Annotated in this window: 19 protein-coding genes; 6 read left to right on the forward strand and 13 right to left on the reverse strand. The window is 63.1% G+C overall.

Features of this window, described 5'->3' with window-relative positions; genetic code table 11:
* Nucleotides 1-77: 77 nt before the first annotated feature.
* On the reverse strand, nt 78-2,801 hold the full coding sequence (locus CQ007_RS03000; RefSeq protein ID WP_105643448.1) for a PAS domain-containing sensor histidine kinase: 2,724 nt from the start codon (nt 2,799-2,801) through the stop codon (nt 78-80).
* 557 nt (nt 2,802-3,358) lie between these two features.
* Here CQ007_RS03000 and CQ007_RS03005 point away from each other — a divergent pair.
* The gene (locus CQ007_RS03005) at nt 3,359-3,853 is read left to right on the forward strand and encodes a prepilin peptidase (RefSeq protein WP_105643449.1); all 495 of its coding nucleotides are present in this window, start codon (nt 3,359-3,361) and stop codon (nt 3,851-3,853) included.
* A 140-nt stretch (nt 3,854-3,993) separates the two neighbouring features.
* Here CQ007_RS03005 and CQ007_RS03010 read toward each other — a convergent pair whose 3' ends face one another.
* The 8 genes from CQ007_RS03010 to cpaB are packed head-to-tail and all read right to left on the reverse strand — an operon-like array spanning nt 3,994 to nt 11,849.
* On the reverse strand, nt 3,994-4,275 hold the full coding sequence (locus tag CQ007_RS03010) for a DUF3613 domain-containing protein (protein ID WP_105643800.1): 282 nt from the start codon (nt 4,273-4,275) through the stop codon (nt 3,994-3,996).
* An 8-nt stretch (nt 4,276-4,283) separates the two neighbouring features.
* Nucleotides 4,284-5,432, reverse strand: a complete 1,149-nt coding sequence (locus CQ007_RS03015) for a tetratricopeptide repeat protein (RefSeq protein WP_105643450.1) — start codon at nt 5,430-5,432, stop codon at nt 4,284-4,286.
* Entirely contained in the window at nt 5,429-6,307 is an 879-nt protein-coding gene (locus CQ007_RS03020) for a type II secretion system F family protein (RefSeq protein ID WP_105643451.1), read from the reverse strand. The genes CQ007_RS03015 and CQ007_RS03020 overlap by 4 nt, the downstream gene beginning before the upstream one ends.
* Nucleotides 6,304-7,179, reverse strand: a complete 876-nt coding sequence (locus tag CQ007_RS03025) for a type II secretion system F family protein (protein ID WP_105643452.1) — start codon at nt 7,177-7,179, stop codon at nt 6,304-6,306. The genes CQ007_RS03020 and CQ007_RS03025 overlap by 4 nt, the downstream gene beginning before the upstream one ends.
* The gene (locus tag CQ007_RS03030) at nt 7,176-8,438 is read right to left on the reverse strand and encodes a CpaF family protein (protein WP_105643453.1); all 1,263 of its coding nucleotides are present in this window, start codon (nt 8,436-8,438) and stop codon (nt 7,176-7,178) included. Before CQ007_RS03030 ends, CQ007_RS03025 begins: the two co-directional genes overlap by 4 nt.
* Nucleotides 8,435-9,607, reverse strand: coding sequence for a pilus assembly protein (locus tag CQ007_RS03035; protein WP_105643454.1), 1,173 nt, complete (start codon nt 9,605-9,607; stop codon nt 8,435-8,437). Before CQ007_RS03035 ends, CQ007_RS03030 begins: the two co-directional genes overlap by 4 nt.
* Nucleotides 9,608-9,618: 11 nt before the next feature.
* On the reverse strand, nt 9,619-10,872 hold the full coding sequence (locus CQ007_RS03040; RefSeq protein ID WP_177424263.1) for a type II and III secretion system protein family protein: 1,254 nt from the start codon (nt 10,870-10,872) through the stop codon (nt 9,619-9,621).
* 20 nt (nt 10,873-10,892) lie between these two features.
* Nucleotides 10,893-11,849, reverse strand: a complete 957-nt coding sequence (gene cpaB / locus CQ007_RS03045; protein WP_105643455.1) for a Flp pilus assembly protein CpaB — start codon at nt 11,847-11,849, stop codon at nt 10,893-10,895.
* A gap of 240 nt (nt 11,850-12,089) precedes the next feature.
* On the opposite strand from cpaB, the gene CQ007_RS03050 reads away from it, so the two are divergent.
* From CQ007_RS03050 to CQ007_RS03070, 5 genes are all read left to right on the forward strand, one after another.
* Nucleotides 12,090-12,296, forward strand: a complete 207-nt coding sequence (locus CQ007_RS03050; protein ID WP_305888509.1) for a Flp family type IVb pilin — start codon at nt 12,090-12,092, stop codon at nt 12,294-12,296.
* Between the two features lie 500 nt (nt 12,297-12,796).
* Nucleotides 12,797-14,362: a PAS domain-containing methyl-accepting chemotaxis protein gene (locus tag CQ007_RS03055; protein WP_105643456.1), complete on the forward strand. Its 1,566-nt coding sequence runs from the start codon at nt 12,797-12,799 to the stop codon at nt 14,360-14,362.
* A gap of 195 nt (nt 14,363-14,557) precedes the next feature.
* Nucleotides 14,558-15,214 carry a TIGR04211 family SH3 domain-containing protein gene (locus CQ007_RS03060; RefSeq protein WP_105643457.1) on the forward strand — a complete coding sequence of 219 codons (657 nt, stop codon included), beginning with the start codon at nt 14,558-14,560 and terminating at the stop codon, nt 15,212-15,214.
* Nucleotides 15,215-15,338: 124 nt separating this feature from the next.
* On the forward strand, nt 15,339-15,524 hold the full coding sequence (gene csrA, locus CQ007_RS03065) for a carbon storage regulator CsrA (protein ID WP_105643458.1): 186 nt from the start codon (nt 15,339-15,341) through the stop codon (nt 15,522-15,524).
* 98 nt (nt 15,525-15,622) lie between these two features.
* On the forward strand, nt 15,623-16,564 hold the full coding sequence (locus tag CQ007_RS03070) for a peptidoglycan-binding protein (protein ID WP_105643459.1): 942 nt from the start codon (nt 15,623-15,625) through the stop codon (nt 16,562-16,564).
* 200 nt (nt 16,565-16,764) lie between these two features.
* On the opposite strand, the gene CQ007_RS03075 is transcribed toward CQ007_RS03070, so the two are convergent.
* From CQ007_RS03075 to CQ007_RS03090, 4 genes are read right to left on the reverse strand one after another with little or no spacing between them, the layout of a single operon-like run.
* Nucleotides 16,765-19,104, reverse strand: a complete 2,340-nt coding sequence (locus tag CQ007_RS03075) for a hypothetical protein (protein WP_146114533.1) — start codon at nt 19,102-19,104, stop codon at nt 16,765-16,767.
* A 4-nt stretch (nt 19,105-19,108) separates the two neighbouring features.
* Nucleotides 19,109-20,374 (reverse strand): HlyD family type I secretion periplasmic adaptor subunit, encoded by a 1,266-nt coding sequence (locus CQ007_RS03080; RefSeq protein ID WP_256582186.1) that lies wholly within the window; start codon nt 20,372-20,374, stop codon nt 19,109-19,111.
* Nucleotides 20,371-22,539: a type I secretion system permease/ATPase gene (locus tag CQ007_RS03085; RefSeq protein ID WP_105643461.1), complete on the reverse strand. Its 2,169-nt coding sequence runs from the start codon at nt 22,537-22,539 to the stop codon at nt 20,371-20,373. The genes CQ007_RS03080 and CQ007_RS03085 overlap by 4 nt, the downstream gene beginning before the upstream one ends.
* Entirely contained in the window at nt 22,536-24,440 is a 1,905-nt protein-coding gene (locus tag CQ007_RS03090) for a TolC family outer membrane protein (protein WP_218278819.1), read from the reverse strand. The genes CQ007_RS03085 and CQ007_RS03090 overlap by 4 nt, the downstream gene beginning before the upstream one ends.
* Nucleotides 24,441-24,520 lie beyond the last annotated feature (80 nt).

Here is a 24,520-nt window from a genome sequence, read left to right on the forward strand (position 1 = left end):
CAACACCTGCCGCATAGCCGACGCTCCCCAAAAAATGCCACAGCATTACCCATCCATATGACCGGCAACAGCATGCTTTATCTTTCAATCTCCCCCAGTTGGAGCTCGGGTTGGTCCACATCCCTCGCCCGCAAAACTATGGAAAAGCGCGCTCCCTGCCCGGTATTCTCCACCGTGAGTTCGCCACGCATCTGGTGGATGATGCCGTAACTGACCGACAGGCCCAGCCCCGTACCTTCACCCACCGGCTTGGTGGTCACGAAGGGCTCAAACACCCGGTGCAGCAGTTCCGGGCTGATCCCTCCGCCATTGTCTTCAATCTCGATGATCACCGTACCTCCACGCTCCCTGGCGCGAGCCTTGACCCAGGGCTGATGATCAGGCTCGCGGTTGCGACGCTCATTCACCGCGTACTGCGCGTTCAACAGCAGGTTGATCAGCACCTGCTCCAGACGGTCATGATGGCCTTTGATAACGCCCACGGGTGACAGTTCCATTTCCAGAGCGATGCCTTTCTGCAGCATCCCTTCGTATACCAGGGATACCGCCTCCTCCAGCGATTTTACGGGATCGAACAGCACACCCCGGCTCTCCGAGCGACGTCCGAATATGCGCACATGATCGACGATCTTCGATGCTCGATTTACCTGGTTCTCCACCCGTTTGAGCTTTTCCCTGAGGTATTCGATGGTCATTCCGTCATTATCCAGACGCTTGCCGAGATTGGTCAGCGCCATGCGCATCACCGTCAGAGGCTGATTCATCTCGTGCGCCAGGCCGGTGGCCATTTCCCCGAGGGTGGCCATCTTCGCGCTTTGGTACATCTGCTCCCGCGCATCATGGATTTCCGTATCGTCACGCCCGACTGCCTGCACCTCGATCAACCGGCCCTCCTCATCGAAGACACCACGCTCGACCCATACCCACCAGGCACGGCGTTTACCCGGCAACTGCGGGCAGAACTCCATATTGCTCACCGGAGCCTCCGGCGTCATGCGTGCCAGGCGCCGCAACACCGCTTGGCGGTCTTCGGGTAACAGGAATTGCCCCAGATCGATACCCTCCAACGGTGCTTCCTCCAGCCCCAGGGCCTCGACCATGGGGCGGTTGGCGAAGGTCAGTGTCAGGTCGGGCAGGTAGCGGCAGATGATGGCGGGCGAGTCCTCGACCAGAATCCGATAACGTTCCTCGCTCTTGCGTACCTTTTCCGAAGCCTGGGTGGCCTCGGTCACATCCATCAGCAGCCCGACCACTTCGACCGGAGTGCCCTCGGCGTCACGCAGCAGCTTGGCTTCATCCAGCAGCCAGTGCCAGGCATGTTGACGATCCCTGACCCGATAGCGGCTGCTGGCATAGCCGGTCTGCAACAGGGTTCGCGTGCGGTCGTAATACAGGTCCCGGTCGTCCGGATGGATAAAGCTGGCGAAGCTGTTGTCCTGCAGGTCCTTCAACGTCCAGCCCAGCAAGCGAGACAGGCTGGCGCTGCAGAACTCGAAGGTCAGCGCACCGCCCTCGTAGCGCTGCACGAAGATCACCGCCGGCGCATTGTCCAGCAGCCCTTCCAACCGCGCCCTGGCGGTCGCGGTCTCGGCCTGCAATTGGCGCAGGTCGCTGATGTTGATCGCGTAGCCGATCACCTTACGCTCGCGCTTGCCCAGCGCCTCGGCGCGTAAGCGGAACCAGTGCTCCTCCCCATCGGCGCTACGCAGACGAACCACTTGACTGAAGGCCTGGCCCCGCTCTACTGCCCCTTCCAGTCGCCATCTTATCTGCTCACGATCAAGCGGAGCGAGCATGGCCAGGGCGTCTTCCAGCGCCAGGGTGCCGGCGGCGTCCAACTGCAAGCCCAGCATCGCGGCCAGGCTCGGTGCCAGGCTGATGCGCTGGGTCGAGGCGTGAAACTCCCACCAACCGCTATCCAGGATCTGCTGCACTACAGCATGGCGCTGCAGGCTCCGCTGTAATGTCAAGTGGCGCACGCTCGAGCTCAGCGGGGCAGCGAACAACATCAGCATGGCGACCCAGTCCGCCTCAGTGAAGAAAGGTACCTGGCGCTGGGTGTCCACTCCGGCAACCACCAGCCAGGCCTGGACACCATCATGCTCCCGATAGGGGACCAGCCAGGCACGCTCAGTGCTTCTCCAGCACAGCCATACCTGAGGCTTGGCCTGGTCTGCACTCTGCAACAGGCACTGCAGATCGTCATCCTCCCAGGGAAAGGGCTCACTGCCCGGCAGGCCACACTGGGCATACAGCGACCAGCTCCGTCCGCCGGGCAGCAACAGCCCCAGCCAGGGCGCCTGCAAACGCAGCGCCAGGCCCTCCAGCCACTCCACGGTCAGGCCATGCATATGGCCCGGCGGGGCCTCACGCATGCGTATGGCCTGGCTCACCGAGAAATCCAGCACCTGACGCCGGCGTTCCTCATGCTGTAACCGCAGGACCAGCGCGGTATTGTCCAACAGGCACAGCAACCAGCCCTGCGCATTGGGTAGCAAACCACCCTGGAAATACAGTGATTCACCGCTGCGGGCACGCAGGACCACGGATGACAGCTGCGCCGGCCAGTGCTCCGGCGAGCCGCTTATCTCGGCCAGCGGCTGCGCCAGGCAACCAGCCAGGGGAACCGGACCGATCAACAAGCCATCGGGCAGCAGGCGCCGCAGCTCCGGGCTGGCATCGACCACCCGGCCCTGCACATCCAGCTGGAACCAGCACCCACCGGAGCCCTGCAGCAACTGCGGGGCAGCAGCCTTGCCGGACGATTCATTCTTTCTGCCCCGATGCCAGAACCAGTTCATGTTCAATTACTCCTGTACCTACCGCCATCAGAAGCTGGCAAAGGCAACGAAGCCGCGGCACAGGTTGAGTCGATACTCACCCGTACAAGAGAATTGCTTGGGGAATCATTGCCTTGCAGCTTTCTCATCGTCCTGCCAGCGACAGCCGGATGGCACTGAGGCATTGGTCATTTATAAATGCGGGATCTGCGAAGGCCACCGTGACTGACAAACCAACCGGTGTCACCTGTCAGCCAATATCGGGTAGCGAGATAGAACGCCTGCCATCGACCCATGTGATAGCTGACAGCTTTGCCATATGCCCAGCACCACCCGTGTTTTGAACTACTCATCATCAACTGCCGTATTCATCTGCCACATTGCGAAGATCATCACTGACGCAAAAAAGCAGCCACTGGAATGCCTGCGAGACTGCCGAAAGCATTCTAAGGTGCGCAAACCAGCGGGACATTATGCAATTAGTACTAAGCAGATCGATTTAAGCCGATGTGATAACTATCCTGCTCCGGCCAATCGCCTACCATGTGGCTCCATTCTGAGCGATCAACGGATGCCCCATGCTGCAAACCGCAACAGCCTGCCTGGCCTCGGCGAGCCTGCTCATCTGGGCACTGTTGTGCGCCATCCAGGATAGCCAGCACAAGCGCATCAGCAATTGGCTGACCCTGGCACCTGCTGCGCTGGCCGCAGGGTGGCTGCTCTGGCACGGTCAAAGCCTGACCGGCAACGCTCCAGCAACAGTCCTGCCGGGCCTGGTGGTGGCTCTGGCGCTCAGTCTGCCGGGCTATATGGGTGGCAGTATGGGCGCCGGCGACGTCAAACTGCTCGCCGCCCTGGCGCTGGCCAGCAGCCCGCTGCATGTGCTCGGCAGTATCGCCGGTGCCGCCATCGGCATGCTGGCCTGGACCCTCGGCGGCCCGGCCCTCTGGCAGCGGCTGCCTGCCAACGCCCGGCACCGGCTGAAACTACTGGACCCCAGCCAGAAGGACGGACTGCCCTACGCCCCGTTCTTCTTCTGCGGCTTGCTGACCACTATCTTCATCCTCGCGTAACCAGCCGGGTTGTCGAGCCCCCGCTCGACGACGGGTTTGTGTGGTGCTGCAGGTAATGCAGGCGTAGCGCAGGCGCACTACACCCCGGACTCGCGGAGCGGGACGCTACATCCAAAATACCGCCCCAGGCAACATCACTGTCAACGCTCAAAGCTGCCGCCATCGTCCTGGCCGAAGTATTCCGGGATCGGGTGGCTGTAGCTGTCCAGCAGGCGCTGCATGCTCAGCTCGCGTTCAGCAGGTGTCGCGGTCTGCACGCGCTGGCGGGCGGCGGCGTTGCCTTCGCGCTGCAATTGCAGCCACATCTCGGTCTGCCCCTCGGGCCGCTCCGCCACCAGCGGTGCCGCAGTATCGCCGGCGACCAGGGCGCAGGAAGTAACCGCCATGGCCACACCGGCCAGTATCCGGGTATACATAGTCATCTCATCCTTCATTCGGGTTGACACTGCATGACCGTCAGCCCAGGCGTACTGGCCTCCGTTGAACGGCACACAATGGGACGAGCACCAGCAGATGGTGCCGGCTGCGCGTCGTGGATCGACTCAGGCATATCGCCGGCCACCGTCGTAGCTTGCTCTCCGGACCAGGCGCGCACGGCAGCCGACAGCGACATCGGCGCCACATTGCGCGCTGACGACGCCGACTCTGTGACGAACGCACGGAGCGGGGCTGGCGTTGGCACAGCAACCGGAGCAGGTGCCGCTGCCGGGGTTGGCGCAGCAACCGGAACCGAAGCAGCTGCAGCCACAGACTCACCCGCTGGCGCGGTCGCTGACCGCACCAGCGGGCCTGCCGCCGCCGGGGTGGGCAACGAAGCCAGCGCTGCTGCCATCCCCGCTGGCTCCGGCGTGGCCAACAGCTGGCCATCCGGGGCCTTGGTGGACGTCAACGCCCTGGCATCCTGCTCACGCATATCCCTGGCACGTTGCTCGGCACGCTTGAAGTCCTCACTGCTCAGGCCCCTGGCGCTGACCAGCTCGCGCGCGCCCTGCCAGTTACCCTGATATACCAATAGCACCAGCATATTCTGTGCCGCACGCCTGGAGTTCCCGTCCAGTTCCATGGCGGTCAGCAATTCGAAGCGCGCCTCAGGCAACTGCCGCTGGTTCATGTACACCACGCCCAGATCGTTGCGGATCGTCTCGTTGGCTGGCGACAGGCTGGCGGCGGCGCGCAGGTGCTGCTGCGCCTGCGGGTAGTTCCGCCGGCTGGCTTCGATCTGCCCCAACCCATGCTGCGCATCAGCCACCAAACAGCTGTACAGCAGGCTGCCGTACAGCGCCTGCGCCTCATCGACGTGGCCCAACAGACGCAGCAGGCGAGCCTTGCTCAGACGTACCTGGGGTATATCGCTGGGCAGCCGTTCGAGGTTGGCCAGCGCCGCATGCCAGCGGCGCTCATTGGCCATTTCCTGGGACAGCCCCAGTACCAGCTCCTGATCGGCGGTCAGTGGCTCACAGCGCTTCGGCGGACTGATATCCTGCTCCACCCGCCAATGCGACAGACTCGGCTCATTGGCGCTACTGGCGCACCCAACCAAGCTCCCAGCCAGCAGCAGCACCGTAGCGACTCGTCTCATCCCATATCTCCCAACGCCTGAATAATTGCCACGAAGCCCGGGCCAGCCAGTACGATCAACAGCGCCGGGAACAGAAACAGCATCATCACCACGGACATCTTCGCCGACATCTTGGATACCCGCTCCTGCAGCGTGGTCATCCGCCGGTCGTCCAGCAGCTCCTTCAATGACAGCAACGAGGCCATCGCCCCACCGCCCTGGTACACCAACTGCTCGAGAATCGCGAAGCAATCGGTCATGTCGTCCACCTGCATCAATACCGCCACATCACGCAGCTCCCGCCCCAGCTCCAGCCCCGCATCCACGCGGGCCAGCACCTGGCGCAGCTCCCGGGACATCTGCGGCAGAATGCGCTGCCCATCGCTGGCCAGCACCCGCAGCGCCTGCTCCACGGTCATGCCGACATCGAACAGCATGCGCAGCATGGGGATCATCAGCGACACTTCCTGAGCCAACTGCTCCTGCCGCCGCGCCACCCTGGCTGCCAGTACCCGCTTGGGAACCAGATAACCGACCGCGAAGGCGAAGAACGGCGCCAGCCAGGGCATGGCCGGTGGCTCGTCCATGTTCAACTGGATGAACAGCACCGCCAGCGTCAGCAGCAACGGCACAGTGATCTGCATGATGAAGAACAGCGTGCGCCGCTGGCTGCTGCGCCAGCCCAGCTGGTTCAGCAGTATCACGGTTTCCGGATCGGACTTGCCCAGCCGCTCCGCGCCACTGCGCTCGCCCAGGTGCTGCAGCGCCGAACCGGCACGGCCGCCGCCCAGACGGGCCATCATGCGTCGCGCAACCAACTGTTCGCGTATCACGCTGTACAACATCAGGCCGCCGGCCAGCAGCAGCAACAATGCACTGAGCAATAACGGATTCATTTGGTAATGCTCCTCATCATGCGCCACAGCAGCCAGCTGCCCACCACCTGCAACCCGAACGCCACCAGCAGCACCATGCGGCCACCGGACTGTTCCCACATGTTCAGCAGCATCTGCGGATTGCTGAGGAAGATATAACCGCCCATGGCCAGCGGCAGGCAGCCCAGCACCAGTGCACTGATGCGGGTTTCCCCGGTCAGCGCGCGCAGTTGCCGCGCCGCCCGCTCACGGTCGCGAATCATGCCGATCAGGTTGGTCAGCAACTCGCTGGCGTTGCCGCCATAGCGCTGGTTGACCGCCACTCCCATGGCCAGGATATGGAACTCATCACGCTCATACAGCTCGGCGAAGTCCTGCATCGCCTCGGCCAGCGGCATGCCACGCTGCACCGCATTGTGGGTGCGCTCCATCGCCCCATGCAACGGCTGTTGGCAGCTCTGCATGCTTAGTAACATGCCGTCGCCCAGGGTTCTGCCAGACTTGAGACTGCGCACCACATGATCGAGAAACTGCGGCATCTGCCCGACCATGCGCTGCAAGCGGCGGCCGTACTGCCACAGCATGTACATGCGCAGCAGGACCGGCGGCACCAGCAGCACCACCAGCAATGCCAGCCAACCGCCGAGCAGCGCCGTCAGCGCAGCCACCAGTGACCAGACACCCAGCAGCAGCACCGCCAGCCAACTGGGCATCCGCAGCCCGGAGCGCAACAGCTCCCGCTGCAATGTGCCCATCCGCACCCGCTCCGGCAACGCCTGCCCCTGGGCCAGACGCTGCATCACCTGCTCGGACTGCGCGTCGCGCAGGCCCCGGCGCAGCAGCAGCACACCGCCGATCAACAGCAGCAGACACAGTAGCAGCGCGATGTTCATCGCCTTGGCATTCCGGGCTGGCTGGTGTCCGGGCGCAGCTTGTCGCCCGCCGGGTTCAGAGCCTCACGCATGAAACCGCCGTGCACGCCCTGCTCCAGTCGAAACAGCGTATTGGTCACATACTGATCATCACGCAGGCTGACCACCTCCAGCACCTCGGCCACGCAGCGCCGGCCATCGGCGGTACGGGTCAGTTGGATGACCACATCGATCGCTGAACAGATGGTCTGGCGCAGGGTACGCTCGTGCACCTGAATACCCGACAGGCCGACCAGGGTTTCCAGCCGCAGCAGCGCATCCTGCGCGGTATTGGCGTGTACCGTGCTCATCGAGCCGTCATGCCCGGTATTCATCGCCGTCAGTACATCCAGAACCTCGACCCCGCGAATCTCCCCCAGCACGATGCGATCCGGACGCATGCGCAACGCATTGCGCACCAGCTCCCGGGCACTCACCTCGCCGTGACCATCGGCATTCGGCGGACGGGTTTCCAGACGCACCACATGATCATGCTTGAGCTGCAGCTCGGCGGTATCCTCGATGGTGACGATCCGCTCACGCGGACTGATCATCTGGCTGAGCAGGTTCAGCAAGGTGGTCTTGCCGGTACCGGTACCGCCGCTGACCAGCACGTTGCAACGCTTGCCGACCATCAGCTGGAAGAACTCCAGAATCGCCTGGTCCAGCGAGCGCGACGCTATCAGATCGGCACCCTTGAGCATGTCGCGGCTGAACTTGCGCACCGACAGGCATGGCCCGTCCAGCGCCACCGGCGGAATCACCGCATTGATCCGGCTGCCATCGGGCATGCGCGCATCGACCATCGGCGACGACTCATCCAGCCGCCGCCCCAACGGCGCAAGAATGCGCTGAATCACCCGCAGCAGATGCTGGTCGTCCATGAAGCGCAGGTCGCTGTGGTGCAGCACTCCCTGGCGCTCGACGAAGATCCGCTGCGGCCCGTTGACCAGGATCTCGGTCACCGCACGGTCACGCAGCAGCACTTCCAGCGGGCCGAAGCCGGTCAGTTCATCGACCAGCTCCTCGGTCAGCCGGTCGGCCTCATATCGCGACACCGCAAACTGCGCGTGCCGGGTGTATTCGCCAACCTTGCTCGCGACGAAGCGCACCAACGCCTGGCGCGGGCCTTCCAGCAGGTTGTCGGTCTCATCTTCAAGCTGGTCGATGATGTAACGATGCAACTGCGCCTTCAGCTCAGCCACCCCCGGCCCCAGGCCGGCCTGCAACTGGCGGTTCATTTGGTCATTCCGGCAAAACGTTGCAGCAGGCCACGCCTGGCGCCGCTACCGGCAGCCGGCACCAGCAGAGTCACCAGCTCGCCGATGGCCTTGCTCAGCGCATCCCGTGGCGCCATCTGGAACAGCGTGGTGCGCTGGTTGCGCACCTTCAGCCGCAGCTCGGCGCTGGCCGGCAGGGTCGCCAGCAGTGGCATCTCGAAGGTGCGACCCAGGGCCTTGGGTGCCGGCGCCACATTGTTGAAATAGCGATCTATAAGCAGCCGCGCATGCTCCAGCTTGACCCCATCGGCCCGCCACTTGAGCAGCAGATCCAGATTGCGCCGGCAGCAGGACACACTCGGGTCCACATACCAGCACAGCTGATCGGCCTGGCCGACCATATTGCGCAGCATCTCGCTGTCCGGCTGACCGGTCAGGTTGATCAGCACCTGGTCGAAATTCTGTCGCAGCGCCGCGGTCAGCAGAAACAGCTCGGACGAACTGTACATATCGATCTGCGCTTCATTCGCTCCCGCCGGCAACACCCGCAGCCCGCTGTCATGCTCGATGAAGGCGCTGTCGATCAGGCTGCGGTCAATGCGCCGCAGATTGCGCACCGCATCGGAAAACACGAAGCTCGGCTCCAGCCGCAGCACATCCTCGCTTTCCCCATGCGGCACGCCCAGATCCACCAGCAGAGTGCGCTGATTGTCCTTCTGCATCAGCAGCGCCATATGCGCCGCGATCAGCGCCGCATCCGGGTCCGGCTGGGTGCCGAACAGCAGCGTCAACCTGCCCTGCTGCTTGCGCACCGGCAGCGCCGGCAGCCGCTCGGTGATGCGCCGCACCAGCCCGCTCACCTCACTGGTGCGCAGCCCGTAGGTGACGAAATCCCTGGCGCCAGCGCGCATCGCAGCGATCACCAGATCATTGTCGAAACCATCGCCCACCACTATCACCGCCAGCAGCGGCCGGGCTTCCAGCAGACTTTCGATCAGCGCGCATTGCGCCGACAGGTTGTCGCGGTCCATACCGACGAACACCAGCGTCGCTCCGGTGGCATCGATCAGCCCGAACAGCTCATCCAGGCTCTGCGTGGAACGCAGCACCTGCCCCATCGGCGCCAGTGCGCTCTGCAACCAGGTGATATCGGCATCCAGATTGGTACACGCCAGAAATGTCTGTGTCATTACCTCGCCCCTCACCAGGAAAGTCCAGTTGCACCATCGAAATCGCCGTTCTCGAACAGCAGCATCTCGAATACCGAGGGGTCGTAGTTGCGCAACTGCTCGCCGGGCAGCTCCGGCAGGCGGGCATCCGCCGCCAGCGGGTTGACCAGCCGCGGCGTCACTATCATCAGCAGCTCCTTTTCCTCCCGGCGCATGCCGGAATTGCGGAAGAATGCCCCCAACACCGGGATGTCGCCCAGCCCCGGCAGTTTATCCACCTCCGAGCGGTTGCTGGTATTGATCAGGCCGCTGATCACGAAGCTCTCGCCATCGGCCAGCGAGATACTGGTATCGGTACGCCGCACGTTCAGCGCCGGCACCTGAGTACCGGCAATCACCACGCCAGCGCTGTAGTCCAGTTCACTCACTTCCGGAGCCACCTTCAGATGAATGCGATTGCGGTCGATTACCGTCGGCGTCAGGTTAAGGCGGATGCCGTACTCCTTGTACTCGATCGACAGCGAGTCGCTGCCGCTACTGGGGATCGGCACCGGGAACTCACCACCCGCCAGGAAACTGGCGCTCTGGCCGCTCAGCGCCACCAGGCTGGGGCGCGACAGGGTATAGGCGAAACCGCTGTTCTCCAGCGCATTCAGCGCACCGAGGAACTTGCTGCTACCGCCGCCCCAGACGATATTGAAACCATCCGCCGACAGCGGCACCTGCGCCCCCGGCGTCAGCCCGCTGACCCCGCCCACCGGCACGCTGCCGGGAGAGGTGCCGGGCGAGCCGAACAGGAAGTTGTTGGACTGGGTACCGAAGATGCGGATACCCACTTCCTTGAGCTTGGTGCGGTTGACCTCGACAAAGCGGATATCGGTCTGCACCTGACTCGGCAGCCCCAGCTGGGCGCTATCGGCCAGCTGGGGACGAGCCAATGCGGCAGTGGCCTCGCCCTCGACGAACAGCATGCTCTGCTGCGGCATGCTGGCGCAGCGGGTCCACAGACTGACAGTGGTCACCCCCGGGCCCTTGCCCAGCAGCAGCACGCTATCTCTATCCAGCAGCCGCGCCTCGGCCACCTCCGGGCTGCCCACCGCGATGCGTGTGACCGGCACCGGCAACTGCAACTGCCGGTGCTGGCCCTGGCGCACCTCGAAGGTCGCCGGCCACTGCGCCAGCGCCGCGCAGCCGCTGACCTGCTGGGCCAGTGATGAGGTACTGACCAGGCCGGCGGCCAAGGTGCCCAGGGCGAACAGCGTACGTTTGGTATTCTTCATCAGCATGGTCTGCATCCTTGGCTGGCTCAGGGGTATTGGCGTGCAACATCACTGCCGTGGTAGACCGGAATGCCGGCCGGACGCACCGGCACCAACCCCGGCTGCGGACGCTTGGCCTGGCGCAGCGCCAGCTTCTCGAACTGGAACAACTGTCGGTTCAGATCTTCGACCTTGTCCTCCAGCGCCTTGCCGGCCTGGTATTCGGCCAGCAACTTCTCGTCGATACTGCGCACCGCCAGGCGCAGCTTGCCCACCTCGCTGGCCAGCATGAAGCGGGTCATCAACCCCTCCGGCAGCGCCAGTACCGCCGTGCGCGCCTGCTCCACCCGGCGGTTGGCGCGGCTGTCCTTTTCATCTTCCGCCACCGGCGCCATCAGCGGTTCACCGGTACGGTCGGCGCCCAGCGCGCTGCCCACGGTCAGCACCCGCAGTGCCGGCACCACCACCTGCACAGTACGGTCGCTGTTGCGCTCGTCCTCCTTCAGAAACAGCAGCACGTCCACATAATCGCCGGGCTGGATATGCCCGCCGCCACTGACCACTTCATCCACCTGGATCGCCAGCGCCCGCTCCTCGGGGCGGATCATCCGCGCCAGCGGCCCGCCGGTCTCGAAACTTGATTCATTCAGCACGGTGCCGGCCGGCAGATCACGCCAGACCACCCGGCCAACCAGCGCTTCGCTCTCGGCAAAGCTGCCCGGCGGCGCCACGCGCAACTCCTCGACCAGCAGATCCTCGGCGCTGATGGTGCTCATCGCCGTCACCGCCTGGGCCAGCACCACCACCGGCACCCGCTCCGGCTCATCCTCCTGGTTTATCAGCGGCAGGCTCGGCAGTGTGATGGCCGGCACCGACTCGGGCGGCTCGACTGGCTCCGCGACAACCACCTCCGGCTGCCGACTCAACGACAGCCCCCAATAACCGGCAATGACTGCCCCCACCAGCAACAGGCCCGCCAGGACCATAGTTACACGACTGTTCATTGCGGCACGCTCCTTGGTAGCCGTAGTGCAGAATCGAAAGTGCAAGATCGAAAACAGGATATCCGCCCGGCCGGCGAAGTAGAGCCCAGGCACAGGGGTGCGGTGATTCTAGCCGTGGGCAGCCGGGCATCACATCAACAGATGTATATAGTCCCAATTGGATAATGGGCGGCAACTTAGGGAAACATTATCATCGGGTTATAAGTGCGATTCTTCTGCCCATGCTAAGGGGATGTAGTTGTGAATACCAAGATGATCATGCTGATGGAAAGTGTGCGTTCCTTCTTTAAGAAGGAAGAAGGGGCTTCGGCTATTGAGTATGCGTTGATTGCGGGGTTGATTGCGGTGGCGATTATTGCTGGCGCATCCACACTTGGAGAAGGAGTTGGCGAACTATTTACGGAAATCGCAACTCGACTTGGCCTCGTAGAAGTTGACAGTCCGTAAAGGGATCAGGAAAAAGGGGTCAGGTACTATTTAATTCCAATCTAGTTTCCTGGCCCCTCTTCCCCAACTCCGGTAGGAGCGGCGCCCCGCCGCGATAGCGAACCATCATGCAACAAACACCGTCATTGCGAGCCCGCAGGGCGCGGCAATCCATTGGCTCGGCGTACTGGATTGCCGCGTCGCTTCGCTCCTCGCAATGACGAGATGCGGGTAATGGCGGGATGCGGGATGCGGGATGCGGGATGCGGGAATGGCAGGATGCAAGGATATTCGACGGGAATACCGCCCCACGTTTACCACCAGCTCCAGGCAAACCCAAACCGGCAATCTCAGGTAACACAGTGTCAGCCCTTATCAGCACTGACCAAAACGCCATCATCTACTACCTTGGTACTTATGACCCCGAGTCTTCTACCGGAAAGTTGCATTGCATCTATGGTCAGCCCACTGCCACCCTGTATCCACCGGGCTGAACACACCAAACGCATGGAGGCTCTGTCTTGAAAAACAACCAGCCCGTCACCCAGAACGAAGTCAGCTTCCCCGTCAGCCAGCGGCTGATCTCCGCGACCAACGCCAAGGGCGTGATCGCCTACTGCAACGACGAGTTCGTGGCAGTCAGTGGCTTCAGTCGCGACGAGCTGATCGGCAGCCCGCACAATATCGTGCGCCACCCGGATATGCCCGAGGCGGTGTTCGAGCATATGTGGTCGTACCTGAAAAGCGGCAAGAGCTGGATGGGCATCATCAAGAACCGCTGTCGCAACGGCGACTATTACTGGGTCAATGCCTACGTCACGCCGATCCTGGAAAACGGCCAGATCACCGGTTACGAATCGGTGCGGGTCAAGCCCGAGCCGCAGCAGGTAGAGCGCGCCGCTGCCCTCTACCAGCGCTTGCGCCAGGGCCAGCAACGGCCGCCTGTGGGCCGGCGCCTGCTCACCCGCAGCGCGACCATCGCCGCACCATTGGCCGCCACCGCCATTGCCGCCGGCGCGCTGTATACCGGCAACTACTGGCTCAGTCTGGGCAGCGTCGCGGTGTTGCTGTTCGGCCAGCAGGCCCTGGCCCGCCACCATGAACGCCAGACCCTGGCAAGCCTGCGCAACACCGCCGGTGACAGCTTCGACAGTGAACTGATCGCCCAGGCCTACAGCGACGCGCCGATCCCGCTGGCACGCCTGCAGCTGTGCATGATCAGCGAGCAGGCGCGCATCCGCACTGCCCTCAGCCGCCTCAACGACTTCGCCATCCGCACCACGGACCTGGCCTCGACCAGCGGCCAGCTCGCCAGCCAGTCGGCCCAGGCCCTGCAGAAGCAGCGCGACGAAGCCGACATGGCCGCCACCGCGATGAATGAGATGGCCGCCTCGATCAGCGAGGTGGCGCGACATATCCACGATACTGCCAGCGCCGCGCAACAGGTCAATGGCCTCAGCCAGACCGGTTCGCAACAGGCGCAGAACACCCGCCAGGTGATCGAGCGGCTGGCCGACACCGTGCGTGACATCAGCCACTCGGTGGACAGCCTGGCTGCCGAGTCCCAGTCCATCCAGCAGGCTGCGGACATGATCCGCGCCATTGCCGAACAGACCAACCTGCTGGCGCTGAACGCCGCCATCGAGGCCGCCCGCGCCGGTGACCAGGGCCGCGGCTTCGCTGTGGTCGCCGACGAGGTACGCGCCCTGGCCGGCAAGACCCAGGAATCCACCGAACACATCCAGCGCATCATCGGCTCCCTGCAACAGGTCGCCGCCCAGGCTGTGCAAGTCGCCCATCTGGGCAGCCAGGAAGCCCAGGCCGGCGTCGAGCATGTGGTGGATACCCAGCAGGCGCTGGACGGCATCAACCAGGCCATCGAACGGATCCACCAGATGGGCCAGCAGATGGCCGTTGCCTCCGATCAGCAGGCCCATGTCGCCGAGGACATTTCCCGGCAGATCACCAATATCGCCACGGTCTCCGACCAGAACGCCGACCTCGCCCAGCGCTCCGCGCAAACCGGCAAGGATATGGAGAACACAGCCCAGGCCTTGCATGCGTTGGTAGAGCGCTTCAACCGCTGAGTAGCCGCGACTATGTCCCTACCTGAGTCATTGCGAGCTGCGTAGCGGCGTGGTCATCCAGTGTGGGCGACGGCTCGATGTCCTGGATTGCTGCACCCTGCGGACTCGCAATGACGCCCTTCTACCGGCGGAGCAATGAGAAACATGTATCACACCCGCTGGCTGGGCCTTGTTTTTGTCAGATGAAGATTACCTATGCACCTATACCGCCGTACCCCACTCCTTTCCTCACTGCAGATACCCGCACTCGGCGCCTGCCTGTTGAGCATGGCCCTGCCAACCCAGGCCGGGGAGGCCACCAACAATACACGCTGGGTCAGCGACAGCCTGACCAGCTACGTGCGCAGTGGCCCGACCGACGGTTACCGCATCGTCGGCACACTCAGTTCCGGGCAGCAGGTCGAGCTGCTCGGCAGCCAGGGCGACTACAGCCAGGTGCGCAGGCCCAATGGTAATGCCGTATGGATTCCCAGCCGTGACCTGCAGAGCATCCCCGGGCAGGCTGAGCGCCTGCCACAACTGGAACAGCAGGTAGCACAACTGTCTGCCGAGCTGGCCGGCATCGACGGCCACTGGAAGGCTCGCGTGCAGGGCATGCAGGAAACGCTGGACTCACGCAAGGCGCTGATCGGCGACCTGCAGGCCACGCGCGCCACGCTGGATACCGAACTGGCCAGCGTTCACTCCCAACTACGCGATGCCCAGGCGCAACTGGGTGCTGAACAGCAACAGGTGCTAATGCGCTACATGGTCTACGGCGGCGGCATAGCCGGAGCCGGCCTGCTACTGGGCCTGATCCTGCCGGGCCTGCTACGGGTGCGCCGCCGCAAACGCAACGATCAATGGATATAAAGGAGTGTAGTTCCAGCTCGACACCAGCGCGTGCCAGACACTGCATCAGCCGTGACCGCACCACATATATAGACCGAGTCCGTTAAAAAATGTGCTCCGACTAAACCAAGCAAGGAGAAATGCAATGCTGATTCTGACTCGCAGGGTGGGTGAAACCCTGATGGTAGGCGACGATGTGATGGTAACGGTGCTGGGCACGAAGGGTAATCAGGTACGCCTCGGTATCACTGCCCCGCAGGACGTTGCGGTACACCGCGAAGAAATCTACCAGCGTATCCAGAAACAAAAGGATGATTTATCAAACAGCTGATCTGTTAAATTTTTCATGGCGCAACTGCCTGCCTTGTGATTCAGCGATTGAGCCAATACCATGCAACGCTTGGATTGATGTAACTCAGGATAACCCGTATGCGCTCCCTTTTTTGGCTGCCCCCGTTGTTTGTTACCGCATCCCTTTCTCTGCTGGCGGAGGCTGCCACCGAGCAGCCGGATCAGAGCGCCACCTTCTCTGCCGGGCAATGCTGGGTCAACGCACCTATCAAGCCACGCCCCCTGCACGAAAAGGTGGAAGTCGTGTTACAGGAACCCAGCATCAGGTATTCGATTGCCCCTGCACAACTCAGGGAAGGCGTGCAGCAGGTGGTCACCCGTGAAGGCGTGAAAGCCTACCGGGTGGTACCCGCCACCTTCAAGGAGGTGACCGAGCAGGTACTGGTCAAACCCGAGACCCAGCGTTCCGTGGTGGTGCCCGCCGTCTACGAGGCCCGGGAGGCCGTACTGATGATCGAGGCAGCCAAGACCATACTTGAACCTTGCCAGGCCGCTGGTACCCGTTACGGCAACACCGGCGCAATGGCGTTCTGCACGAAGGAAATCCCCGCCCGTGAAGAGAAGGTCATGGTCAATGTGCTGGTCGAGCCGGAGACCACCCGCATGATCACTGAGCCTGCGGTATACGAGACCGTGACTCGCTGGGTGGTTGATCAACCGGCGCGAGTAGTCGAAGTGACCACTGAGCCGCAACTGGCCAACGTTGCCATCGTCGAGACAGTGAACCCGGAAAAAGTAGAGCAGCGCACCGAACCGGCGGTAACCCGCACCATGCATATCACCAAATATGAAGGCGAACCGCAGATCGTGCTCAGACGTGCGGTATGCGACTCGGACCTGCAACCAGCCCTGATCGGCCGACTGCAGGCCGCGCTCAGTTCCAGGGGCTACAGCCTAGGCAACATTGATAGTCGTCTGGGCCAGCGTACCATTGCCGCGCTGTCGGATTACCAGGCTGACAATGGTCTGGCCATTGGTGCGGTGACTTATGAGAGTCTGGAGCAGTTAGGGGTGCGCTGACAGAGATGGGGTGGGCAGCTGCCCTTTTCCCCTCTCCCCAGCCCTCTCCCGCAAGGGGAGAGGGGGCTTGTCTGTGCTTTCTGATAGTTCTGGGTGTACTTGATGTAATCGGTGCTGCGGGATAACTACGCTATCTCGACCAGCACATTCTGCTCCCTCTCCCCGGGGAGCAGACCGTCAGCGGCACCACCCTTGCCTTATTACACCCCCATTGCTGCATCCGCCAACATTTCCCGTGACGGTATCTTCCCCAGCCCCATCAGCAGATGAACCCTGGCATCCGCCCCCCCAGCAGGGTTGATGGCCCGATGCATCACATCCACCCGCACCAGCCAGGCGGAGCCGTCCGCCGGCAAGTGCATGCTCTTGATCCGGCCATCGGGCAATTGCCACTGAAACAACGCATCCGGATTGGTCACCAGGGGAATATGCAGGCGCCAGGTTTCCCGCGCGGCGTCGATATGAAAGGGCATTTCCTCGCCCTCGCTTTCAAGTTGCATGAAACGCGCCCGATAGGGGGCGAGAGCGGTGGCCTGGAGATCGTCCATCACCTCGGCCAGGTAGCCATCGCAGATCGGAGTGCGCGTCTCACCACGCTTGTTACCCTTGCCGTCCGCCACCTTGCCTTTTTCGTTGCTGGTAGGGATACGGCGTACACCATCGTCCAGCGAACCGTCGCGACTGGTCACGGCCCAGCCCAGATAATCGACTCGATTATCCCGGTAGGGGGTGGGTTCCACAGCCTTCACCCTGTGTTCGAAATGTTCAAGCAGGCGCGCCACGTCCACCCGGAAGTTCGCCAGCCTGGCACACAGCACCTGTTCAGCAACAGACGGCCCGACACATTCGCCGGATGAGTCCATGCCAGCGGTGCTATCGGTCCTGGCTCCAGCTTGCAGATGATGGAAATAGGCTGCGTACCCGGATAGATAGTGCTCGACATCGTCGATCCGCACGCGAAACGCCTGATGACGAATGAAGAAGCTGCCAAGTATTCTGGCCGGGTTGCGGAAGTACATTGCGTATTCCGGCCAGAAATGGCCGTTCATCAAGTAGGCGGCGCGGTGATGCAGGGCCCGGTCGAATTTTTCGAGGTCGATCTCGCCCAGCAGGTGGCGATGCTCCGGGCTCTGCGCGAGGCGTTCGAGCATGCGCCGTGCCGCCATCATCAATTCAAGCAAGGTCGGGAAGGTGGTGATGCGCTTGAGCACGAAGTCGAGATGGCCAGCGACATTCTGAATGCCGAAACGAAAGTAGCGTTCCTCCGGGCGGTACCGAACCAGCTCGTTGACGCAGTAACCCAGCCAGTGATCGTGGGCCTGCCAGTGTTTCCGCGCTATGAAGCTGTCGAAGGCCTTTTCCACCATGGCCAGCCAGCGCTCATCGCCGGTCAGACGGTACAGGCGCATCAAGCCGAAGGCCGCTTCGCCGTCGTAGTAGATGATGCGGAACGCTGCCTTGGCGTCGAGGGCGGGATAATTCAATACATGCACGAACTCCCCGGTGGCCGGGTCCTGCATGTGGCGGATGCCGAGCGCCAGCTCTTCCAGCAGCGATAAATGCTGCTCGCCGCCGAACAATTCGCTGTGTTTGACCAATGCCAGCAGGCACACGGCATTGCCGCCCAGTTTGATCTCATTGCCCACATCCAGCAGAAATGCCGCCCGCTCACCTGTCGGCAACACCACGCGCTGGATCAGTGCCGAGCACAGGTAGCCGAGCCCTCGTTCTATCGCCTGCGCCAGGGCCGGTTCGCGGGTGATTTCCCAGGCCTCGAGCATGGCATACAGCGTGCTGGCGTGGCGCAGCGCGTTGTAGGCTTTGATGGGGCGGTCGAAGCACGGATGCCAGCCGTAGTGGAAGCGCCCGCCCTCCCCGACCTGGGACGCTAGATAGCTCCCGCCCCGCTCGATCAGGCCGCGCACCGTGCCGGTATCGCAACCAACCACTCGCCGCCCAGCATCCCGGCCTGTGGCGTGGAGCGCCAGTGGCGCCGTGTCCAGGTCGCAGAACAGCCCCTCGGTCGTCAGCACATACACCGGTGCGTCATCGGCAAAATCCGGCACTGCACCGGCGAAACGCCGGCCCGCATACAGTCTGAAATTCTTTTCATTGAGCAGCGCGTGGCTCACCTGGCTACCGCCGTACAGCATGGCGTTGCCGTTGAGTTCACCTTCGAGAAATGCCTGCTGGAAATTTGCATCCAGGGCCAGTCCGTAGCGGAAATAATTGCGCTTGAACATCTTAAGGCTGCCCCGCATGGCCTTCCATGTCAGCGGCTGCGCCCGCGTTACCCAGTCCGCCCGCAGCCAGCACACCGTCATATTGCGGCGCGCGGCGAGCCGCTGGCAGGCGGCGCTGACTTCGCTCCACAGCACCTCGACATCCGCGCCGCTGCCATGCACCACCGCGGCACGTCGGCGGCCGTCGCTGAACGACAGAAACAGCGTATATCTCGGCCAGGGCGACGGCAGCGCGGCGATTCGTTGTTCCAGCGCCGGTCGCATCTTATCCAGCAGTTGCAAAAGTGCTTGACTCATGGCCTTACCTTTCCCTCAACGCTTCGCCGGCGGAATTGATGGGCTTCATCAGATAATCGAACACGGTTTTCTGCCCGGTACGGATATCCACCGTGGCGATCATGCCGGGTACGATGGGAAAGTGGGTTCCGACCCGATTCACCAGCGCATCGCCGTTGGTACGGATGAACACCCGGTAATACACGCTGTCCGGTTTGGCCTCGTCACGAATGGTGTCTGGGGAAATCAACGTCACCTGGCCGTCGAGACCGCCGTATACCGTGTAGTCATAGGCAGTGATCTTCACCTTGGCAGGCTGGCCGGGATGGATGAAGGCGATGTCGCGGGGTGATATCCGCGTCTCCACCAGCAACTGGTCGCCCAGCGGTACGATTTCCATCAGGCGCCCGTTGGGCGGAATCACGCCGCCGCGCGTGGTCACCTCTATGTCCTTGACGATGCCTCGCACCGGCGAGCGTATGGTCAGGCGCGTCAGGGAATCGAAGCGACCGCGCACCACCGATTCCAGCGACTGCGCCTCGGAACGCGCCTTGGCCAGTTCCTCGCGCGCCAGAATCATGTACTCGGAACGGATGTCTCCCGCCTTGAGCTCCAGCTCGGCAATCTGGCGCCGCAGGCGCAGCACCTCCACGTTGCTGGCTGCGCCGATCGCCATCAGGGATTCGGTGAGGCTCAACTCCTCACGCACCAGGTCCAGGGATTTCCTCACCCCTGCCAGCGTCTGGCTAAGACCCTCTCGGCGGGTCTGGTAAAGACGGGTTTCGCTGGCAATCAGTGCCGGATAAGCGTCCAGCTCGGGGGGGAATTTCAGCGGCGTACCGTTGGCTTCCGCCTCCAGCCGCGCTACCGAGGCCAGGGTAGCGCGGTAACGGGCGGCGCTCTCCTCGACGTTCGACTCGGTCTTGGTGAGATCCATCTGGGCCAGGATCTGGTCCGCCTCGACGATGTCGCCCTCACGCACCATCAAATCGAGCAGGATGCCGCCTTCCAGGGACTGTATGACCTGCTCGCGGGAGATGGGAATCACCCGGCCATCGCCAGTGGACACTTCCACCACCTCGGCGAAGTAGGACCAGAGAAGCAGTGCGGCGATCGCCAGCGCCGACAGCCAGGTGATCCGCGTGGCGCGGCCGATGCTGGCATCGTCGACGTCATCGTTATAGTGACACTGCGCGCCATCCTGGCCAGCAAAAGCCGAGGCCGGCCCCGGCGCGCGGGCAGCGTTCCGTACGGCCCGTCTCTGGCGCAGGTTCATCAGTGGGTTTTTCATGACTCGCTCCGCGCGGTGGTTTCAGGCCTCGCTGCGGCGCCTTGCGCCAGCCGGCCCAGAATCTGGAGCTTGGTGCCGTCACGCAGTATCTGGCCGTTGTCCACCACGATGATGCGATCCACCAGGCTGAGAATGCTCTGGCGGTGGGTCGCCACGATCAGGGTGCGCCCCTCCAGCCAGGGGCCGAGACGCTGGATGAAACGCTTCTCGGCAACCTCGTCGAACGACGCGGTGGGTTCATCCAGCAGCAACACGCGAGGCTGGCGTACCAGTAGCCGTGCCAGCAACAGCGTCTGGCGCTGGCCGCCGGACAGCCCCAGCCCGCCTTCCTGAATCATGTGGTCCAGCCCGCCCCGCAATTTTTTCACCACCTCGCCAGCGCCGCTGATATCCAGCGCGGACAATAGTTCCTCGTCGCTGGCGTCGGGTGCCCCGAGCAACAGGTTGTCGCGCAGGGAACCGTGGAACAGGCGCGCGTTCTGCCCCATCAGGCTGAGGTCGCGGCGCACATCGGCGGGATCGATGTGGGACAGCTGTACGCCATCCACCATGACCTCTCCGGCAGACGGCTCGACCATGCCCGCCAGGGCCTGCAGCAGGGTCGACTTGCCGGCGCCGTTGCGCCCCAACACGGCTATGCGCTCCCCCGCCGCGATATCGAGCTGCTCGACGCGCAGCGCCGGCGGCGCCCCCTCGCCGTACTGGAAAACGGCCTGGCGCAGGGCGAAGTTACCCGCGATGACGGGGCGGTGGATACGACGCTCGGCGCCCGGATCATCCACCGTCAACGCCATGATATTGTCGAGACTGGCCAGCGCCAGCTTAGCCTGCTGCCACTTGCTCAGCACCTGGGTGACCTGCGACATCGGCGCCATCATCCGCGACGCCAGAATCGACGCTGCCACCAGCGAACCGACCGTGAGATCGCCGACCATCACCAGCGGCGCGCCAAACAGCACCACCAAGGCGAACACGCCGTTCTGCAGACTGTAGGTCCACACCCCCAGGGTGTTGACGAGAAAACGCAGCCTGAGATTCACGTCGGCGGTCACCGCGTTGTAATGGTTCCACTGGCGCTGGAAACGCTGTTCCGCCTGCAGGCTCTTGATGTCTTCCACACCCTGAACCGACTCCACCAGCATCGCACTGCGCAGGGAAGATTCGCGCATTGCTTCGCTGGCCAAGCGCCGCAGCGGTTTCTGCATCAGCAGGCCGGGGATCACCATCAGCAGCAACGCGACTACCGGCACCCACACCAACGGGCCCGCGATGTACCAGAGGATGCCACAGAACAGGAAGAAGAATGGCAGGTCCGCCAGCGCCGTCACCGTGGTGGAGGTCATCAATTCCCGTACGTGCTCCAGCTCGCGGATCTGGGAAATGAAGGTGCCGGTGGAGCGTGGTCGCTGGCTGTTCTTGATGCGCAGGGCGTGGCCGAACACCCGGTCGGAGGCAACCATGTCGGCGCGCTTGCCCACCAGGTCGGTGACACGCACCCTGGCGCAGCGCAGCACGAAGTCGAACACCATAGCTACCAGCACACCGCCGAACAGCACGTAGAGCGTGGCCATTGATTCGGCGGGAATCACCCGATCATAGACCTGGCGGGAAAACAGGATACCGGCCAGGGCAAGGATGTTCGCCATCAGCGACGCCAGCATCACATGTCCGTAGGGCCTGAGGTCACCCAGGGCGATGGCGTGGAACCAGTGAGGCTGATGGGGCTTGATGTAATCGTCGACCCGGGCATCGGGCACCGCCCGTGCCGGGCGCAGCACCACCATGGTCCGCGCACGCGCCGCCAGTTGCTCACGCGGCAGCGTACTGCGCAGGCCCGCATCACCGCTCAGCAGCACACTGAGCTGACCGTCGCTGGCAATGGCTTCCACCACCGCCACCTGGCCGTCATCCAGCTGCACTGCCAGCGGCAGTCGCCAGGGCGTCAACTGACCTGCGTCGAATGCGCTCACCCGGCAACTCAGGCCGATCTGGCGTGCCAACCTGCCGAGCACTTCCGCCAGGGGACGCCCCTCCGACCAGGCGGCCTCCAGGCGGATGTTTTCCTCGGAGCAATCCAGGCGGTAATGGCGCGCAACCGCCAGCACGGCATCGATCCAGGGGTCGAAAACGGCACGCTGACCGGCCAATGATGACTGTTCGGTCATGACCGCACCTCCGCTCTGCGGCTCACTACTCTGCGATTCAGCGCATCACCGGCGCGGAACGTCTCCCGCAGCCCGCCGACGCTGTAAAGACAGTCGATCTGCAAGCTGCGCAGATCGAACAGGGTATTCTGCTTGTCCACCTGGGTCTGAAAGATTTCCTGCTCCGTATTGAGAATATCCAGCAAGGTGCGGGTCCCCAGCGACAGGTACTGGTGACGATACAGCTCCTGGGTCTTGACGATGCTGTCGTGGCGCTCGTCCTGCAGCGCCAGGCTGGACGTCAGGCTGCGCGCGCGGTCGCGGGTTTCCCGGTAGAGACGCGACAGTTCCAGCAGCGCCCTGTCCCGGGCTGCGGTGGCGCTGTGCAAGGCGTGATCCGCAGCCCGGCTGCGGGCGCGCAGGGCTCCGCCCTGGAACAGGTTGCTGGTCAGGTTGAGACTGACGACAAACTCCTGATCGTCGAGTCGCTGCAAGCCCTCGGTATCGCGGTTCAGGTAATGCTCGAAATCCGCATTCAACGACAAGGTCGGTCGCTGTTCAGCGCGCGCCTGCCGGATCGCAGCCTCGGCCTCGGCGCGCTCGGCCTCTGCTATCACTACCCGGGGAGCGCTTTCGAAATTTTCCGGCAGCTGCGGACAAAGCCTTTCCAGCGGCTCGGGATAGGCATCGTCCAGGGTCACTACCTGACGGCTGCCGATCAGGTTCTCCAGGGCCCGATGCCACTGGTCGCGCTGCGCCTGCATCTGCAGTTGCGTGGCCCGCGCGGACTCGCGGCGGGATCTGGCCTGCATCTGATCGGACACTGAGCTCGCGCCCAGTGCCGAACGCTTGGCCGCCAACGCTTCCAGTTCGGCAATGGCATCGATCTGCTCCGTGGCGAGGTCCAGCAATACTTCGTAGCGCCGCGCCTCGATGAACGCCTGGGCGGTGTCGCGGATCAGATCCTCCGCCGCCAGCAATACGCTGGCCTCTTCCCGATCCACCCCGCGGGCGGCCGCGTCCACGGCACTGGACACCTTGCCAAAATCGTACAGCATCTGCGACGCGGAGACGGTAAAGGCCTCCTCGGAGCGCCCCGTGGTGTGGCGGTAGCCGGTATTGATTCCGGATCTCAGTTGCGGCCAGTAGCCCGCCCGCGCGACGCTGATCTGTTCCTGTTGCGCATCGAGACGGCTGAGGGATTCGACGATGGCAGGATGCTCGTTCAAGGCACTGCGCACCGCATCGAATAGCTGCAGCTTGCCTGGCTGAACCGCATCGTCCTGCACGGGTGGGGCTGCGGTGGGTGTGCTCAGCGGCAGCGCGAGCGGTACCGGGTCAGCGCTGTTGGCGGTGTGTTGGGCAAGGCTTGCCGGTGGTACCAGTCGCCCTGTCAGCGTGGCAGCATCACTGGATGCAGGAAGCTCCACATCGCCTGTGGCAGTGTGCTGTTGTGCAGCAAGCTGAGTGCTGTCAGGTACTGTTGTGGGAGGCGGGATCGGAGAGGAGCTTGCAACCAACGGCTCAACGACCTCGGTTTGCTCGACTGCCTCGGCCTGCTCCGCAGCAAACTGGGTGCTGTCAGTTTCGGTTGCTTCCTGCCCGATTTCACTGGCTACCAGATCCACCAGGGAAATCCTCGGCACCTCCCCCGCAGTGCCCGCTGCGACCGCCTTCTCGACAAACTCCACCAGCGAGAAAGACAGTACCCGCCGCTCGCCGGTCTCCTTGACGGGAGAGTCGCCCTGCTCGTGAGCCAGACTCTCCGCCGTTCGCGCCGGCGCATCCGCTGTCCTGACGGATACCTCGTCGTCATCGCCCAGCTTGACGAACTCCGCCACCGACAGTGCAAGCGACTGCGGTGCCTGCCCTGCCTGAATTTCAGTTTCAGCAACGGCGATCGAGCTGCCCGCCGATAACACAAGCCCAACCGCAAATGACAATTTTGACTGCCACATCCCTATCGCCCCAGCTCTGTTCCCGGCAACGTTACCGGTAACGA

The organism is Pseudomonas sp. MYb185 (assembly GCF_002979975.1).
Classification (GTDB): domain Bacteria; phylum Pseudomonadota; class Gammaproteobacteria; order Pseudomonadales; family Pseudomonadaceae; genus Halopseudomonas.

Excerpts from the sequence above, each read along its gene's own strand:
- CQ007_RS03000 (WP_105643448.1), bottom strand. The coding sequence starts at position 2,801 with ATGAACTGGTTCTGGCATCGGGGCAGAAAGAATGAATCGTCCGGCAAG.
- CQ007_RS03005 (WP_105643449.1), top strand. The coding sequence starts at position 3,359 with ATGCTGCAAACCGCAACAGCCTGCCTGGCCTCGGCGAGCCTGCTCATC.
- CQ007_RS03010 (WP_105643800.1), bottom strand. The coding sequence starts at position 4,275 with ATGACTATGTATACCCGGATACTGGCCGGTGTGGCCATGGCGGTTACT.
- CQ007_RS03015 (WP_105643450.1), bottom strand. The coding sequence starts at position 5,432 with ATGAGACGAGTCGCTACGGTGCTGCTGCTGGCTGGGAGCTTGGTTGGG.
- CQ007_RS03020 (WP_105643451.1), bottom strand. The coding sequence starts at position 6,307 with ATGAATCCGTTATTGCTCAGTGCATTGTTGCTGCTGCTGGCCGGCGGC.
- CQ007_RS03025 (WP_105643452.1), bottom strand. The coding sequence starts at position 7,179 with ATGAACATCGCGCTGCTACTGTGTCTGCTGCTGTTGATCGGCGGTGTG.
- CQ007_RS03030 (WP_105643453.1), bottom strand. The coding sequence starts at position 8,438 with ATGAACCGCCAGTTGCAGGCCGGCCTGGGGCCGGGGGTGGCTGAGCTG.
- CQ007_RS03035 (WP_105643454.1), bottom strand. The coding sequence starts at position 9,607 with ATGACACAGACATTTCTGGCGTGTACCAATCTGGATGCCGATATCACC.
- CQ007_RS03040 (WP_177424263.1), bottom strand. The coding sequence starts at position 10,872 with ATGCTGATGAAGAATACCAAACGTACGCTGTTCGCCCTGGGCACCTTG.
- cpaB (WP_105643455.1), bottom strand. The coding sequence starts at position 11,849 with ATGAACAGTCGTGTAACTATGGTCCTGGCGGGCCTGTTGCTGGTGGGG.
- CQ007_RS03060 (WP_105643457.1), top strand. The coding sequence starts at position 14,558 with ATGCACCTATACCGCCGTACCCCACTCCTTTCCTCACTGCAGATACCC.
- csrA (WP_105643458.1), top strand. The coding sequence starts at position 15,339 with ATGCTGATTCTGACTCGCAGGGTGGGTGAAACCCTGATGGTAGGCGAC.
- CQ007_RS03070 (WP_105643459.1), top strand. The coding sequence starts at position 15,623 with ATGCGCTCCCTTTTTTGGCTGCCCCCGTTGTTTGTTACCGCATCCCTT.
- CQ007_RS03075 (WP_146114533.1), bottom strand. The coding sequence starts at position 19,104 with ATGAGTCAAGCACTTTTGCAACTGCTGGATAAGATGCGACCGGCGCTG.
- CQ007_RS03080 (WP_256582186.1), bottom strand. The coding sequence starts at position 20,374 with ATGAAAAACCCACTGATGAACCTGCGCCAGAGACGGGCCGTACGGAAC.
- CQ007_RS03085 (WP_105643461.1), bottom strand. The coding sequence starts at position 22,539 with ATGACCGAACAGTCATCATTGGCCGGTCAGCGTGCCGTTTTCGACCCC.